Raw genomic sequence first — 16,079 nt, 5'->3', positions numbered from 1 at the left:
CCGTCATGTCCCAGGCGTATGCCGACGCACGACGTACCCTGGGCGTATGGACTTCGATCTGCGGCTCGTGCGCTATTTCACGATCGTGGCGGAGTACGGCAATTTCGGCCGGGCCGCCACCAGGCTGCACCTGGCGCAGCCCTCGCTGAGCCGGCAGATCCAGCGTCTTGAGGTGCAGCTCGGTGTCCGCCTCTTCGACCGCTCACCGCAGGGCAGCAGCCTCACCGACGCCGGCGCGGCGTTCCTTCCCCAGGCCCGGATGCTGCTCCAAGCAGCCGAGCAAGCCGCTCGTACGGCCAAAGCCGCCGTACAGCCCTCCGCCGTCACGATCGGCTGCGCCGAAGGACTGATCATCACCGCCTGCGTGCAGGAACTACGCCGCCGGTACCCCGACGGCCAGGTCCGCACCCGGCACCTCGACTGGCGGGACACGGACGCCCTCACCGAGGGACGGCTCGACGCCCTCGTCGCGTACCGACCCCTGCCTTTTCGCACGGACGGCTTCCGGGTGACCAAGCTCTATGAGGAGTCGCGCGTACTCGTCATGCCGGCGACTCATCACCTGGCGAAGGAGAAGGCCGTCAGCCTGCGGGCCCTGTCGGACGAGGAATGGGAGACCTGCGCCGGCACGCCGGTCGTCTGGAGCACGCCCAAGCCGGTCGGCGACCGCCCGGCACCATCCCCGCCCACGATCGACGACAGCTACGAGGACAAGCTGGAACTCATCGCCACCGGCCACTGCCTCGCGATCTTCCCGGTCGGCGATCGACGCGGTGCCGTGCGCGAGGACATCGCCCTGGTGCCCGTCGTCGAGGTCGATCCGTGCGAGGTCGTGCTCGTCACGCGAGCTGATGACCCCAACCCCATGCTCGGACCACTCGAAGACGTCGCGCGCACGCTGCTCGGCACCCCCGCCGGGCGAACGACGAACCACCGGTCAGCTGACCTCGCCTGACCGTGTCCGGCCTCATCGGCGCCCGTACCCGCACCTCGCGGGTACGGTCCAAAGACCGGTCAGCCGTACGTCGCCACGGTGGCACTGCCGCCGCCGACGTCGATGAGGATGCGGGCAGCGGTCCTGACCTCGATGCCGGGCATGGAGGTCAGGACCGCGGAGGGAGGGTGAGCCTCCAGAAGTTCCCCGCTCCTTGCGGCGAAGAGTCCGCGCCGCGCCGCCTCAACCAAGCTCGGCTGCCTCCGAGTTCGAGTCCCGATACATCCTATATGTCATATATGCCCGACTCATTAACCACGGCGTCAAAGATCGGTACGGGGTCCGACCGGAGCACAACCCCACAGAAAGGCTGGCAGACCGCAAACAATCACTTCGAAATCAAACCGGCGAATCGGGGTGGAATCGAACGGTTTGCAGTCTCGTCACACCAAGTGCGAACATTTTTTCCCTGCGGGCCACCCGACGCGACAGTCTCGCTTCTCGATTTCCCCTCATCGTGCCATCGGACGCAAAACGGGCTGCCCCTGCCGTCGGTGGGTTGCACACGAATCCCGTCTTGCCCATGCCGAACGCTTGCACACGAGTGCCCGTGGGGGTTAGATTTTCGCCAACTCATGCTCGACCGAACGGAGTTGCCGGACGCTCGAAAGTTACAACGATTTCACTTGAATTTCGATGTGTAATCGCCTCCGGAGCTCCTTGAGGGATCGCCCCGTCGAGTTGCACTGAGGTCAGTGTTTCGTTGCTGGCCGCAAATTGATGGGACCGTCCCTTCCCTCTCGTCTGCCCTGCCTGCCGCAGGGCAGACGCAGGGCGGATCGTCCTCTTCCCGGCTCGCAGGGAGGGGACGGACCTATGGGCAACCCGCAGACACGTACGGACGGGTTTTCTGGACGTCACGGATGCGACGCCGCATCGAATGTTCACAGTCCGAAACGGTGTATCACCGGCCGATTTCGGGCAATAGAAACAACAACTTTTACAAGTGCATGGAGTTGGATATGAGCGCCATATACGAGCAGCTGTTGACTGTGCTCACCACCAGGCTGGGTATCGCACGAGAGGAGACCAGCCCTGAGGCCACTTTCGAGGACTTGGAAATTGATTCACTGGCGCTGGTAGAACTGATAGACATCCTTGACGCGGAGTTCGGGACATCTCTGGAGGAGGGCACCGTCAACAAGAACTCCTCACTCGCCGAGGTGGCCTCCATCCTTGAGGCACACGGAGAAAATCACCGGTGAATCGCGCTGTCGCCGTAACGGGCATCGGGCTGATCACTCCGGCCGGCATCGGAGTGGAGGAGAACTGGGAACGGATCTGTGACGGTAGGGGGCTCGCAACGAAGGACCCTGAACTCGTCGGCGCAGCCGCTGACATCTCGTGCAGGGTGCCGACTTTTGACGCTGCAGAGGTGGTGGGGGCTCGCGAGGTCTGGCGGACGGACCGGTTCGTTCAGCTGGCTCTGGCGGCGGCGAAGGAGGCCGTCGCCGATTCCGGCCTGGATCCCGGCAGGTGGGATGGCAGCCGCGTCGGCATCGTGGTCGGATCTGCCGCAGGCGGCGTATCCACTCTTGAAACCCAGCATGAACGTTTCTTGAGTCAGGGTAGCAAGGGGGTCTCTGCTCTCTTCCACCCCATGGCGCTGGTCAATATGGTTTCAGGGCGCATGGCCATCGAGTACGCGGCAACAGGACCCAACCTGGTGACAGCGACGGCGTGCGCCTCGGGCGCCACGGCCATCGGCGTGGCCAGAGACCTCCTGCTCTCCGGTGCGTGCGATGTAGTTCTTGCCGGCGGCACCGAAGCGGCAGTGACTCCCACCTTTGTCACGGGCTTCGCACGTATGGGGGCGCTGTACAGCGGAACGTTGCCGCCGGAACAAGCATCCCGTCCCTTCGACGCGGACCGCAGCGGCTTCGTGATCGGAGAGGGCGCCGGAATCCTCGTGCTCGAACGTCTCACTGACGCACGCGCGCGCGGCGCCCGCGTATGGGCCCGACTGCTTGGCTACGGTGCCACCTGCGACGCGAGTCATGCCACCTCTCCTCATCCCACAGGCCAAGGAATCGAGGATGCGATGCGACTCGCCTGCCGGGACGCCGAGGTGCCGTCGCAGGACGTGCAGCATGTGAACGCCCACGGAACCTCCACTCGACTCAACGATGCGACCGAAGCGAGTGCCATCGCCCGCCTCGGCTCAAAACGAGTCGCTGTCACATCGACTAAAGGAGTCACGGGCCACACTCTCGGCGCCGCCGGTGCCATCGAAGCCGCCTACACGGTGCTGAGCCTCGCTCGCCAGACGATCCCGCCGACGGCAAACCTCGCCCAACTGGATTCCGAGGTTCGGCTTGACATCGTTTCTGGGAACCCACGCGCAGTAGCCCTGGACCACGCCCTGAGTAACTCTTCAGGGTTCGGTGGACACAATGCCAGTCTGTTGTTCGGTGTCTGACGGTCATTCTCTGCATATTGCGCACACACGCCGCCAATCGCGAAGGTGTTACCGCCATGGAAAGAACTGCTCAGCATGAACATCCGGTCTTGCTTGAGAAGACGGAGCACAACGAACTCATCGATCTTGTATTCGATGGCGACTTCGAGGAAATCCACGCCCCGATCCGCGAGGCCGTGACGGACGGGCTCTTTTCCCGGCGCGACGGCCTGACGATGGCCGAGCAGGGTCGACTCGCCTACGAGCGCACTCGCTTGATTCATGAGCGCGCGGGCGTGGCCGAGGACATCATCGCAGACCCGAGAAGGCTGTTCGCGGTCAACGAATGGCCAGCACTGATGGACACGACTACGCTGCCACTATTGACCGTACATTACAACCTGTGCCTGGCCACCATTATTCATCACGGCCAAGACCGCGATGATCTCAATGACTACATCAAAGAGCTCTCCACCATGACCACGGTGGGGATGTTCATGGTCACGGAACTCGGATGGGGCAACAACGCAGCCGCCTTGCAGACCGAGGCCGTGTACGACCATGCCACGGATGAGTTCATCATCAACACGCCAAGTCCACAGGCTCAGAAGTTCATGCCCTTCAGCGGTATTCAGGACGTACCGAAGCTGGCTGTGGTCATGGCTCGGCTGATCGTCCAGGGCGCCGACTGCGGAGTCTTTCCCTTCGTGGTCCGGATCGTCGATGAGAACGGTTTGCTTCCTGGAGTACGGGCCACCCCTCTACCGGAGAAGCCCGGTCTCGCCTTGGACAACGGAGTCACCTGGTTCGACCATGTCCGCGTGCCCCGGCGCAACTTGCTGGGGGGAACCATGGGTCACGTCACCCAGCAAGGCGAGTTCGTCAGCGAAATACGCAGTCGGCGGCGCCGCTTCTTCACCTCACTGGAACGGGTGCACGCCGGTCGGCTCTGTCTCTCCAGTGCGTTGGTCTCCGCGGGGCGCGCGAGCACGTACATAGCAGTGCGGTACAGCATGCGGCGCCACACCAGCGCCCCCGCGCAGCAGGACGTACCACTTCTGGCTTACCGCAGTCAGCAGACCGCGCTGTTCCGCGCATTGGCTGACGTCTACGCGATGACCTTCCTGATCAATCAGGTCAAGCGGGAGTACCTGCACTCCAGCGGCAGCAATGAGACGAAACAGCTCATCGCGATCGCCAAGGCGGTAACCAGTTGGACCATGACGGACGTTCTCACCACGTGCCGTGAACGCATGGGCGCCCAGGGCATGTTCTCTGCCAACCGCATTGCGGACTACATCTCCATGGCACAGGGCGTTGTCACGGCTGAGGGTGACAATCTACCTCTGCTCGCAAAGGTCGGCAGCGAACTGCTCGCTCACCCGGAGGTGCATCCAAGGCCCTCTCCGCACAGTCGTAGCCTCACCGACCCGCTGTACCATGTGGAACTGCTGCGCTACCGGCAAGGCGTGGTAGGTCAGGACACCAGTCGCTCCATGCGTCAGGAAATCCGCCGGGGAAGCTCTGTCTTCACCGCATGGAACCACCACATCAACACCGCCATCGACCTGGCTCGGAGCCGCGGGGCCATACACGCGGTGCAAGCCTTTTCGGAGGTAGTGGCCGACACTCCCTCTCCCCGAGCCAAGCGCGCGCTGCGTCTGCTCGCGTCGATCTACGCCCTGGGACTGACTAGCCGGCATGCCACGTGGTACGTAACCCATGGCGTACTGACTCCGTCCCAGGCCGACCGTATTCCTCGCCTGATCGAGACGCTATGCGTTCGGGTCCTGGCTGATGCGGAGTTTCTGATCGGCGGCTTCGCACTGACGGATGAATTCCTCCGTGCCCCCGCCCTCACCTCTGACCTGTCAGCGTTCTCTGCCCAGCCCCACGACCGCACTTTCACCGCGCCCGCATCCACTGCTGCAAAGGAGGGGAGCACACCATGACGACGCATCCTCAAGCTCCTGCCCAGCCCTTCAGCTTCAACCGGGTCCAGCGTATGGGGTCGACCTCGCTACGACGACTGGTGACCGTGAGCCCGGGGATGTGCGGTCCCACGAAAGCACTTGCCGCGTGCGTCGGCGACTGGACGTGGGAAGCGGTGAGTGACGCCTGCGGACTGGACGTCTTCAATGCCCGCGACGGGCAAGGACGGCCCGCCTATCTCTCCTTCTATTACTACCGAATTACTTCCGGCGCGAGCTTCCACCCCAAACAGCTCACCTTTGGTGACCGTTTGGAAGTTCAGTCCCAGGTTTTTGACGCAGGCCGTCGAGGTGTCCTTACCCTGCACCGGCTGCGGCGGACAGCCGACTTTGAGGACAACGACAGCACCGAGCCGTTCGGACTGGACGAAGCCTACACACGGCACCGAGACGACTGTATATACATAGAGAATCTCAACCTATGGGTTTCTCGCGGCGGATCCCACACCAATGTGGGCCTTGTGCACTCCCCGCCGGTCGGATTCGACCATACCGTCCTCCCCAAGCTTCCCGAGGCCCACTCACCACGCTCCCTGTGCAGTCAAGCCCGTAGCCAGAGCGCCTTTCCCGATCCGATCAGGGACACTTGGCCGAGTTCCGGACCTGAATACGTCGTCGAACGTGCCGTCGACATCACCCACGATGTCAACGGCGCGGGACTGCTTCACTTTGCCTCCTTCTTCGCCATCGCCGAACAGGCTCAGCTTGGTCAATGGCTCGCTCTCGGCCGGTCCGGCCGATCCTTCCTCAACCGCGTCATCCATGACGCCCGGATCTGCTACTTCGGCAACGCCGACCCGGAAACGACGCTCCGCTTGCGAATGCGGACAGTCCATCGCCCGGACGACCCGGCGGAGGAAAGAACAAGTTTCGTCATCGATGACATCTCCACCGATCGCACCATCGCTGTCGCAGCCTTCCGTCACAGCTCGTGACTCGAACGCGGGTCACCATGTCCCTTCCTGTGCTTCCTGCGCGGCCCAAGGTCTCTGCGTGAAGTGATCTTGGCCGGTTTCATGCGGAAGCCACGACGTACGCTGCGAGTCGGCGTCCGAATGTTGGATCAACTCGGCGGGTTGAATGGGGTGTTGGCCACGGTCACGTTGCCAGATCTCCATCTCCAGGGCGTCCAGGGCGAAGACGGTCTCCTTCACGGTGGCCGCCGACCAGCCGACGATCCAGCAGGGGAAGGGACATCACGCGTCGGCCCGGTCGCGGGCCGTGGCCGGCGCGTCGAGCACAGCCAGTGGCAACAGCCCGGCTGCGCCGCGAATCCCGGACCGAACCCCGGCACGATCAGCGTGTCGGCCGCGCGTAGGACGTCCAGTCCGTCGGTGACGGCCGACGTGAAGCCGCCGACGGCGGAGGCAGAGGCGGAACTGGCTGGTCCGCACACGGAGACCTGGTAGGAGGGTCTCCGTGCGTGGGCCGAGTATCTGCACAGAGATGGCCCAGGATGGCCAGGTCGAGCGGTGCCATCCCGTCCAGCGTCAGCACAGCCATTCGGTGGACGATCATGGCGGCATCCGACGATCATGGCGGCATCCTAACGAAAAGAGTCATTTCTGCCACTCGTGGAGTCCGGACGATGTCGCGAGGCTTGAAGGCATGACCGGATCAGTTCCGCAACCGGCGTCCGTGTGGGCATCCGATGCTCGGTCGCCGGCAGTGCCTGGCGCGGCCCATCGACGTGACGGCGAATCCCGTGCGCTCCTCCATCGAATGTCCGCCACGACACGGCCGGGTCGCCGTCCCCGCGCGGTGCCGCACCAACGGGCCGGCGTGCTGTCCGTCCTCCTTGTCGTCCGCCACGTCGGCATGGGAGTGCCCTCGGTCATCGCCGGGGTGCTGATCGTCCACGGCGGCGGGCTCATCGCCACCGCCCGCGACTACACCCTGTTCATCCTCGTACTCGCAGGCGCGGCTCTGGCCGGGCTGCTGTTGACGAACCCTTCGGCACAACCCGCCAGGCCGGCCTGTGCTTATGTGAGCCGACGTGCTTCGGGCAACGGTAGCCACGATGGCCGCGACGTTCAGCCGTTGTAGCAGGGCATCGACATGTCGAGGGCGTGACGTTCTTCGGCATGCGCTCCGCCCTCGGAGAGACTCAGCCCGCTCTCCTCCCACCAAGCCGTTTCCCACCCCAGCATCCACCCGCCGCGCCATCGCAACACCCGGCTGACTACTCGCAACACCACGCCAGGACTCGTACGTGCGCCCCGTACGTCTCTCCTGGCGCTCACTCCCGCCGCTCGGCGCACTCCAACGCGTCACGTTCAGCCCGAGTCGGATCGACGACAGGTCCCGGCCCGGCCCAGCCACCAGGAGCATCCCCATGACCGAACCCTCGGCCCTCCAGCACGAAGCCCCGGTCAGGACCATCGCCTTCGTCCAGTACCCGGGCCTCAGCCCGCTCGACATCGTCGGCGCGTTGCAGGTCTTCGGCGTGCTGTCCCTTCTCATCCCCGGTTACGACACGATCGTGGTCGGCGAGCGGATCGAACCGATGGTCACGGACACTCCGCTGTCCCTGGTTCCCAGCCACACCTTCGAGACCATGCCCGATCCGTACGCGCTCATCGTGCCCGGTGGCACGGTCCCCACCGTCGCCGCGATGGCCGACGAGAAGCTACTGGACAAGCTGCGTACCGCAGCCGCACGGTCCGAGATCGTAGGCTCGGTGTGCACCGGCTCGCTACTGCTCGCCGCCGCCGGTCTCCTGGAAGGGCGCCGGGCCAACACGCACTGGTTGTACCGCAGCCTGCTCGCCAGGTTCGGTGCGATCCCGGTGGCCGAGCGCTGGGTCCGGGACGGGAACGTCATCACCGCCGCCGGGGTGTCGGCCGGCATCGACATGGCACTCCACCTGGTCGGCGAGCTCGCCGGCCAGGGCATCGCACGCAAGGTCCAGCTGTTCGTCGAGTACGACCCCAAGCCCCCCTTCGGCCCGATCGACTGGGAGGCCGCCGACCCCGGCCAGTACGCCCCCCTTCTCCAGAAGCGTCTTCACCGCGCCCTCGCCGACCATCCCGCACTCCTGGAACGCCTGACCGACTGAGCGCAGGGGTTCGTCCGACGCGCGGCCCAGGCCCAGGCCCAGGCGGAGTTGGCCGGTGATGCCCGCCAACTCCTGGAGGACGCCGTGGCCATGGAGGCACAGTGCCGTTGGCGCCCGGTCTCGCTTTCTGGCTCATCCCGGGACCGGATGGCCGGCTGTGGATTGTGGGGCGTTTGCTCATGGCCTGCTCGTCAGTCCCCCAGGTTTTCCGGCGGCACGCTCGCTGTCACTGCCGCGGGCAGCCGTCCGTTCAGGATTTCCTGGCGTGGGAGTGACAGCCCGAAGTACTGCTGCAAGGCGGCCAGGGTCGCACGCAACGAGTCGAGCTCCTCGCTCACGTCATCATCGAGGAGTCCGGCTTCCTCGAACGCGGGGAGCAGGAACGCCATACCCTCGTCCGGGGTGTCGCCGATGTCGAAGCGACCGACCGTGTGGCCGTCGCGGTAGTACCAGCACTCCCTGGGCGGGTCGTCCGGCTTCGGGGTCAGGTGCAAGACTTCGACCCCGCCTGCGGAGACGTCGGGGTGAGCCCACCATGCCTTGGAGGGCCAGCCCTGCTCCACCGCATATGACCAGCCCACGCATTCACCGAAGCGGGCCACGCGGGCTGATTCACGGTCGTTGAACGTCAGCCGCTCGGCCTCGGCGAAGGTGATCGGGTCGAGCACTTCCCCGGGCCGGGCGCCGAGCCGGCCAACGAGGTCACGTGGGCTGATGCCGCGTGCGAAGGTGACGAACAGGCCCGGGGCCTCTACGAGCCAGGCGCCGGTAAGCCACGTGATGCCGTCGCTCAATGTCTCCTCCTGCGTGTTCCGGCACTCCCCCGAGTTCCCGGCTGCGCTCGACCAGGGGGCACCCTCATCCCCAGGCTCTCCGAGCAGGGGACCACCCAGGACCACCCAGGACCACCCCGCACGCCGCACTGGACGGAAGCCCACGTACATCCAGTACGAGGACTCCGTCCGGCACACTGAGGGAAAGCACCTGCGACGCGCGTCCTGGGCAGTGCGGAACACACACCGGACGCCGCTCCTTGACGGGTGAACGTTGCCTGCCGGGGCGCCGACGCTCCTCGCGACAGACACGCGCAGTGGGACGTAGCGGCACCGGTGAGGCGGCGGGAAAGGACCGTGCGCTGGACGAAGTCCCCGGTGAGCCGTCCGTCCGCGAGGCGACGCGCCGCCAGGAGGGGCCAGTGCGGGTTGTCGAGCGCTGCCCTGCCGAGCATCACGGCGGTGATTCCGTGGTCGGTGAGCACGGCTTCGGCCTGTTCCGGTTCGGTGATCATTCCGACGGCGCTCACCGGGATGCCGGATGCCTCGTGCCCCGCCACGGCAGCAGGCACCTGGTATCCGGGGCCCGTCGGAATGGTCGGCGAAGGCGTGTTGCCGCCCGTCGACACGTCGACGAGGTCGACACCCAGGCAGCCCAGCTTGGCCGCGACCCGTCCTACGTCCTCAGAGGTGAGCCCGCCCTCGGCCCAGTCGGTGGCCGAGACCCGGACGAACAGCGGCGTGTGCGGGACGGCGGCACGCACCGCGCCGACGGTCCGCAGCAGCAGCGCGGCCCGGTTTTCGAGGGTCCCGCCGTACTCGTCGCCGCGTCGGTTGCTCAGCGGCGGCAGGAACTGGTGCAGCAGGTAGCCGTGCGCGGCGTGGATCTCCACGACGTCGAATCCGGCGGCGACGGAGCGCTCGGCCGCGCGCCGGAAGTCCTCGACGACCTTGTCCAGATCGGCGGTCGTCATCTGCGCCGGTGTCGCGTAGGTGTCGCTGAAGGGCACCGGGGAGGGACCGAGGGTGGGCCAGCCGTCGGTGTGGACCGGCACCGAGCCGTGGTTGCCGGTGAGGGGGCTCCAGCTGCTGCCCTTGCGTCCCGCGTGCCCCAGCTGGATGCCGATCGCCGAGCCGCGTTCCTGCACGTCGGCGGTGATCCGGGCCCAGGCGTCGGCCTGTCGGTTGTTCCAGATTCCGGTGTCCTGCGGGGTGATGCGGCCTTCCGGCGAGATCGCGGTGGACTCGGTCAGGATGAGGCCGAACCCACCGTTCGCGAAGCCGCAGAGGCGGGTGAGATGCCAGTCGTCGGGGATTCCGTCCTTCCCGGTGGACATGTACTGGCACATGGGAGAGACCCGCGCACGATTCTTGATCGTGCCCCCTCGCAGGGTTATGGGATCGAAGATCCTAACCATTCTTTCCTGTTCCTTCGCAGGGCTGGGCGGAGATCACGTGCAGCAGGGCGTTCTTGGTGCGCGCGCGGGACGGCGTCGAGGAATCCGTGGATTCGAGTGCCCCGTGCAGGGTCAGTCCCTCGATGAGTGCGTCGACCGTGCACGCCAGGTCCGGAGGGAAGTGCCTTTCCAGTGCCGTGCGGCTTCGGTGCATCCAGGCCGTGGTGATGTCCCGGAATTCGGGCCGGCGGGCGGCGATGGTGTACAGCTCCTGCGTCAGCACCAGTTCGCCGTCGCGGTCCTGGGCGCCGGCGAGGATGACATCGGTGATCGCCTCGACCGCGGACGAGCGGTCGGTGGCCCGTAGCAGCGCCGTCTCCAGGCGCGCACCGGAGCGGCGGGCGAATCGGTCGAAAGCGCAGTGCAGCAGATCGTTCAGACTCGCGAAGTGGTACGTCGTCGAGCCCAGGGGCACACCCGCCTCGGCGGCGACCCTGCGGTGCGTGGTCCCCGCGACACCTTCCCTGGCCATCACGGCCAGACATGCCTCGATGATCTGTTCTTTCCGGTCCGACACGTGAAACACCTTCCTACCTGACATGTACGATCGCACACGAGTCCGGGAGCCCGAGTACGAGGAAGTTCCCGGCGATCGGCTGAGCATCGGGAACTTCCTCGCCGGGTGTGAGCCGTCGTTCCTCGTGGACCGTGTGGTGCGGGCGGTCGTGAGGGGTGGTCGCTCGTGACGTGGCGTCAGTCGTGAGGCGCGGATCAACTGCTCGGGCGGCGACCCCTCTTGCCCGCAGCGCCACCGGCCGCCGGTATGTCCCGCGCTTCCACGGCCACTACCACGGCCGGTTCGACAACATCCGGATCCAGTCGGACCACGACACCGCGCCGCCCGGCAGCCTCGGGCATCTGGCACGTTCCGGCCGCCCCACGTAAGCCGATGCGGAGGGGACCGCCGCGCGCCTTGACCAGGAACTGTCGCCCCTGGAGGACTGATCCTGCGTCACAGGCCCCGCCGCGGCCGGGCGGGGTTGCCGACGGCGACGACGTTCGCGGGAATGTCCCTGCTGACGACGGCACCGGCGCCGATCACGGAGTGGTCGCCGATGCTCACCCCCGGGCACACGATCACCCCGCCGCCGAGCCACACATTGTCACCGATGGTGATCGGCTCGGCAGCCTCCAGCTTGTCGCGGCGGGGCAGCGGCTCCAACGGGTGGGTGGGGGTGAGCAGTTGGACGTGGGGGCCGATCTGGCAGTCCTCGCCGATCGTGATGGCCGCTGCGTCCAGCGCGGTCAGGCCGGAGTTGGCGAAGGTACGCGCGCCGATGGTGATGTTGCTGCCGTAGTCGACGTACAGCGGTGGTCGTAGCTGCACGTCGGCACCGAGCGCACCGAGCAGTTCGGCCAGGACGGGCCGGGCGGTGGCGGCATCCTCGACGTACGCCGCCTGGTAGCGGGCCGCCAGACGCACCGCCTGCTGGTGACGACGGACCAAGTCGGGATCGTCGGCGATGTAGAGGTCGCCCGCTGTCATCCGCTCGAAAGCCGAGCGAGGATCGTCCGTGAAGCCGTCGCGCATTATGTATACGATCGTACACATGCACGCCACCGATCTCCCCGAGGTCCCATGCCGAGCTCCGGCCCCGGCGGTCTCCGGTGGCAACCCTTCAACGTGACGCGTCAGCTCCTCGGCCACCGAGGAGGGCATGTCGACGGTGCGAGACTTCGCCCCCTCCGGCAGGGCGAAGTACAACCTCTGTCAGCTCGGCACCCACCCGAAGAAGGGCTGCACCCATCGCGCGATCACGGCTTCACTGCGGCACGCGTGCAGGTATCGGTGGGCTTGTGCCGACCCGATCGGAACTACGGCCAGGCGACCGGGGCGTTCCGAGCGGACGCAGGTCAGAAGCCGGAGGCGGGGCGCGTGGTGTAATGCTCCTCCAGCCGGGTCAGCTCGTCGGTGCTGAGTCTGAGCTCGGTGGCGGCGACAGCGTCGGTGAGGTGATGAGGCTTGGTGGTCCCGACGATCGGCGCGGTGACGGCCGGCTGGTGCATCACCCAGGCCAGCGCCACCTGGGCGCGACTGACACCGCGTTCCGTGGCGATGGCGGCGACCGCGTCGATGATCTCCCGGTCGGCCTTGGCGGTCTGGCCGTAGAGGATCTCCTCGGCGCTGTCCGTGCTGTTGCGCGTGGTCCGCTCGTCCAGGTCGCGGGTCAGCCGGCCCCGCGCCAGCGGGCTCCAGGGCATCACGCCGATGCCCTGGTCCAGGCAGTACGGCAGCATCTCCCGCTCCTCCTCGCGCTGGAGCAGGTTGTACTGGTCCTGCATGGAAACGAACCGGGTCCAGCCGTGCAGGTCCGCGGTGTGCTGGAGCTTGGCGAACTGCCAGGTCCACATCGAGGACGCGCCGAGGTAGCGGGCCTTGCCGGCCTTCACCACGTCGTGCAGCGTCTCCATGATCTCCTCGGCCGACACGTTCGGGTCGAGCCGGTGGATCTGGTACAGGTCGATGTAGTCGGTGCCCAGCCGGCGCAGACTCTCGTCCACCTGGGTGAGGATCGCCGCCCGGGACAGGCCGCCGCCCTTCGGGCCGGGGCCCATAGTGGCGTTCACCTTGGTGGCGATGACCACCTCGTCCCGCTTGGCGAACTCGCGCAGCAGCCGGCCGGTGATCTCCTCGCTGGCGCCGCGGCCGTACATGTTGGCGGTGTCGAACGTGGTGATGCCGGACTCGACGGCCTGTTTGAAGTACGGACGGGACTCGTCGATGCCGAAGGACCACTGATGGGTGCCGCGGGCCGGGTCGCCGAAGCTCATGCAGCCCAGCACGACCTCGGAGATCGACAGCCCGCTCTTGCCCAACCGGAGGTATCGCATGGCGGGAATTCCTTACCAAGTGACGGAATGCGAGTGGACGCCGGACACGAAGCCGCCGCGCCCGAACAGGGAAGGCGGGTAGCGCTTCGGACAGGGCTACCCTCCATGACTGAACATTCGTTTAGTCATGGAGGGTAGCGTACGCCGCCTGCCGGTGCGCGGCTTGCGCACCGGCAGCATGTGACCGAGGTCATTGGGTGACGAGCCAGACCACCTCGTCGACGAAGTCGGCGAGGTCTTCGACCCCTGCGGGGTCCCCGGAGGCATGCCAGAGCGCGACTCGACCGTGGGCGGCCGTAAAGACCAGGACCGCGGCTCGCCGCGCCGGCATCCGCAGCCGCACACCGGCCCGCTCGCAGCGCTCGAACGCCGCGGCCACCTTGGTCACGAGGTCGATCATCGGCCCGGTCCGGGGCGCCGCCAGCGGCTGATGGTTGATCAGCAGGCGGTAGTGACCGGGGTTGTCCACCACAAACCGGCAGTAGGTCCGCACCTGGGCCCGCACCCGCTCCAGCACGGCGTCCTGCTCGCACGACTCATCGGCCTTGGCCATGGCCTGCGAGATCTGCTCGTAGTCGTACCCGATCAGACCTTTGACCAGTGCGGACTTGTCGGCGAAGTGCTGGTAGATGGCTGCCGGCGAGATGCCCGCGGCGCGTGCGACGCCGCGGATCGTCAGCCCTTCCTCGCCGCCCAACTCGGACAGCAGGCGCGCGGCCCCTTCCAGGATCTCCAGGCGCAGCCTGTCACCTTGCCCTCGTGGGTTGCGCGCGCGCTGCGATGTCTCGGCCACAAGAAACTGTAACCGGTTACGACCGGGCCTTGCGGACGACCAACGCCGCCTGCGCCGGTTCCGCACGCCCGGCCCTGCCCGGCAGCTGTTGCCAGAACCTGCGGACCGGGGCCCATGAAGCGGCCGATCGGTGCTGCCCCTCGAAAACCTCGACGAGCCTTCGATGAACGACAACCGCGCCGATAGCGGCGTAGGCTACCCTCAATAACTTAACGAACGTTCACTCACAGAGGGTGGTCATCTCATGCCCGAAGCGATACCCGCCTTCCCCATGAGCCGGGCCGCCCAGTTCCCCTTCGCCCCGTCCCCGCGGCTGCGAGGTCGGCCCTACCAGCCGAGTCAGAATCCGGCACGGCAGCACGCCGTGGCTGGTCACCGGCTACGACGTGCGGCGCACGGTGCCGGCCGAGATCCACGACACCGACGACCCGAAACTGATCGTCAACGCCGTCGAGGAACTGCTGCGGTACCTCAGCTCGACCGGCGGACGGTGGCGTGTGCCCACCGAGGACATCGAGGTCGCCCCGAGGAGCGCGATGCCCTTGACCGCTCTGGACCACGCTGAATTGCTGCGACGGCTGCGCGCGTTGCGCGCGTTGCGCCGGGATCCCGCTACCGCACCGTGCTCTGCGCAGCCGAACCGCCCTCAATGACAAGGAGCCGACCGATGGCCACCGGCAACGACACCGGATCCGTTCTCGCATGCCCGGAGTCCGGGCCCGTCACTGGCATCCGTGGAGCGGACCAACTGCTGCGGTTCCCCGGGATCCGCTACGGAACGGCCGAACGGTTCGCGCAACCGGTCCGGGCCGACCGGCACGCCGACACCGTCGATGCGACCCGGCCGGGCCCGATCTGCCCACAGCTGCCGTCCCGCCTGGAACCGGTCTACGGCCCGCAGTGGAACGAGCCGCCGCAATCCGAGGACTGCCTCTACCTGGCAATCACGACATCCGATCTCATCGGGAACCGGCCAGTGATGGTCTGGGTGCACGGCGGCGGGTACCTGACCGGCGGCGGCACGCTCCCCATGTACGACGGTGGGCGGCTCGCCGCCGACGGCGATGTCGTCGTCGTGTCGATCAACTACCGGCTGGGTGCGCTGGGTTACCTGGTCCACAAAGGGGTCAGCAACGGCAATCTCGGCCTGTACGACCAGATCCTCGCGCTGGAATGGGTGCACGACAACATCGCCGCGTTCGGTGGCGATCCGGCGAACATCACCGTCTTCGGCCAGTCCGCCGGCGCGAGCTCAGCCATCGCGCTCCTGTCGATCCCACGCAGCCGACGACTGATCCGCCGGGTGATCGCACAGAGCGCACCGACTCTCGTGACGCTCCCCACCCGCGACGAGGCACTCGCGGCCGGGCTCTACTTCGCCGAGGCAGCCCGTGGCGACCTGACGAGACTCCCGGTGCAGCGGATCCTCGACGCCCAAGCCCGGACCGCGCAGTGGAATGCGGACATGTCGCCGAGGCCGGGGACGGTGCCGCTCCGGCCCGCGCTGATGGATCCGCTCGGCAACCCCGAGACGCAGCAACGGACTTTCCGGTCCGAACCCATGCCGGACCTCCTCATCGGCTATACCGCCGATGAGGGCAGGGCGTTCGCCCTCAGCGCCCCGTCCCCGGTACCCGAGGAAGCCGTCGCGGCGATGTCCCGCAGGGTGTTCATCGAGCCGACCCACGAGATCGGGCAACAGGTGCTCGACGCCGGTGGAGCGGCCTTCCTGTACGAGTTCCGCTGGGCGCCGACGGAAGGGGGTCTCGGCGCCGTGCACGGC

Annotated in this window: 16 protein-coding genes; 9 read left to right on the top strand and 7 right to left on the bottom strand. The window is 66.6% G+C overall.

Annotated features, from left to right (window positions below):
* The first annotated feature begins 46 nt into the window (after nt 1-46).
* The gene (locus ACFC09_RS39785) at nt 47-955 is read left to right on the top strand and encodes a LysR family transcriptional regulator (protein WP_376536907.1); all 909 of its coding nucleotides are present in this window, start codon (nt 47-49) and stop codon (nt 953-955) included.
* Between the two features lie 59 nt (nt 956-1,014).
* Here ACFC09_RS39785 and ACFC09_RS39780 read toward each other — a convergent pair whose 3' ends face one another.
* Nucleotides 1,015-1,185 carry a hypothetical protein gene (locus ACFC09_RS39780; protein ID WP_376536958.1) on the bottom strand — a complete coding sequence of 57 codons (171 nt, stop codon included), beginning with the start codon at nt 1,183-1,185 and terminating at the stop codon, nt 1,015-1,017.
* A 771-nt stretch (nt 1,186-1,956) separates the two neighbouring features.
* On the opposite strand from ACFC09_RS39780, the gene ACFC09_RS39775 reads away from it, so the two are divergent.
* From ACFC09_RS39775 to ACFC09_RS39750, 6 genes are all read left to right on the top strand, one after another.
* On the top strand, nt 1,957-2,199 hold the full coding sequence (locus tag ACFC09_RS39775; protein WP_376536905.1) for an acyl carrier protein: 243 nt from the start codon (nt 1,957-1,959) through the stop codon (nt 2,197-2,199).
* Entirely contained in the window at nt 2,196-3,413 is a 1,218-nt protein-coding gene (locus ACFC09_RS39770; protein WP_376536903.1) for a beta-ketoacyl-[acyl-carrier-protein] synthase family protein, read from the top strand. Before ACFC09_RS39775 ends, ACFC09_RS39770 begins: the two co-directional genes overlap by 4 nt.
* Nucleotides 3,414-3,502: 89 nt before the next feature.
* Nucleotides 3,503-5,344 (top strand): acyl-CoA dehydrogenase, encoded by a 1,842-nt coding sequence (locus ACFC09_RS39765; protein WP_376536901.1) that lies wholly within the window; start codon nt 3,503-3,505, stop codon nt 5,342-5,344.
* Entirely contained in the window at nt 5,341-6,318 is a 978-nt protein-coding gene (locus tag ACFC09_RS39760) for an LnmK family bifunctional acyltransferase/decarboxylase (protein ID WP_376536899.1), read from the top strand. Before ACFC09_RS39765 ends, ACFC09_RS39760 begins: the two co-directional genes overlap by 4 nt.
* 847 nt (nt 6,319-7,165) lie before the next feature.
* Nucleotides 7,166-7,429: a hypothetical protein gene (locus ACFC09_RS39755; protein WP_376536897.1), complete on the top strand. Its 264-nt coding sequence runs from the start codon at nt 7,166-7,168 to the stop codon at nt 7,427-7,429.
* A gap of 289 nt (nt 7,430-7,718) precedes the next feature.
* Nucleotides 7,719-8,441, top strand: coding sequence for a DJ-1/PfpI family protein (locus tag ACFC09_RS39750; protein ID WP_376536895.1), 723 nt, complete (start codon nt 7,719-7,721; stop codon nt 8,439-8,441).
* A 191-nt stretch (nt 8,442-8,632) separates the two neighbouring features.
* Here ACFC09_RS39750 and ACFC09_RS39745 read toward each other — a convergent pair whose 3' ends face one another.
* From ACFC09_RS39745 to ACFC09_RS39720, 6 genes are all read right to left on the bottom strand, one after another.
* Nucleotides 8,633-9,235, bottom strand: coding sequence for a hypothetical protein (locus ACFC09_RS39745; protein WP_376536893.1), 603 nt, complete (start codon nt 9,233-9,235; stop codon nt 8,633-8,635).
* On the bottom strand, nt 9,232-10,632 hold the full coding sequence (locus ACFC09_RS39740) for an NADH:flavin oxidoreductase/NADH oxidase (RefSeq protein ID WP_376536891.1): 1,401 nt from the start codon (nt 10,630-10,632) through the stop codon (nt 9,232-9,234). The genes ACFC09_RS39745 and ACFC09_RS39740 overlap by 4 nt, the downstream gene beginning before the upstream one ends.
* The gene (locus ACFC09_RS39735) at nt 10,625-11,188 is read right to left on the bottom strand and encodes a TetR/AcrR family transcriptional regulator (protein ID WP_376536889.1); all 564 of its coding nucleotides are present in this window, start codon (nt 11,186-11,188) and stop codon (nt 10,625-10,627) included. Before ACFC09_RS39735 ends, ACFC09_RS39740 begins: the two co-directional genes overlap by 8 nt.
* A gap of 435 nt (nt 11,189-11,623) precedes the next feature.
* On the bottom strand, nt 11,624-12,202 hold the full coding sequence (locus ACFC09_RS39730; RefSeq protein WP_376536888.1) for a sugar O-acetyltransferase: 579 nt from the start codon (nt 12,200-12,202) through the stop codon (nt 11,624-11,626).
* Nucleotides 12,203-12,525: 323 nt separating this feature from the next.
* Complete coding sequence (locus ACFC09_RS39725) at nt 12,526-13,503, bottom strand: aldo/keto reductase (protein WP_376536886.1); 978 nt, start codon at nt 13,501-13,503, stop codon at nt 12,526-12,528.
* A gap of 190 nt (nt 13,504-13,693) precedes the next feature.
* Complete coding sequence (locus ACFC09_RS39720) at nt 13,694-14,296, bottom strand: TetR/AcrR family transcriptional regulator (RefSeq protein WP_376536884.1); 603 nt, start codon at nt 14,294-14,296, stop codon at nt 13,694-13,696.
* Between the two features lie 386 nt (nt 14,297-14,682).
* On the opposite strand from ACFC09_RS39720, the gene ACFC09_RS39715 reads away from it, so the two are divergent.
* Together ACFC09_RS39715 and ACFC09_RS39710 are read left to right on the top strand one after the other, a co-directional pair.
* Nucleotides 14,683-14,949, top strand: coding sequence for a hypothetical protein (locus ACFC09_RS39715; protein WP_376536882.1), 267 nt, complete (start codon nt 14,683-14,685; stop codon nt 14,947-14,949).
* A gap of 14 nt (nt 14,950-14,963) precedes the next feature.
* Nucleotides 14,964-16,079 (top strand): carboxylesterase family protein (locus ACFC09_RS39710; protein WP_376536880.1); only part of this gene is annotated, 1,116 nt, incomplete at its 3' end.

Origin of the sequence: Streptomyces sp. NPDC056161 (assembly GCF_042268025.1) — a bacterium.
Classification (GTDB): domain Bacteria; phylum Actinomycetota; class Actinomycetes; order Streptomycetales; family Streptomycetaceae; genus Streptomyces.
The sequence above is the reverse complement of the archived record's forward strand: the minus strand, read 5'-3'. Positions and strand labels throughout refer to the sequence as shown.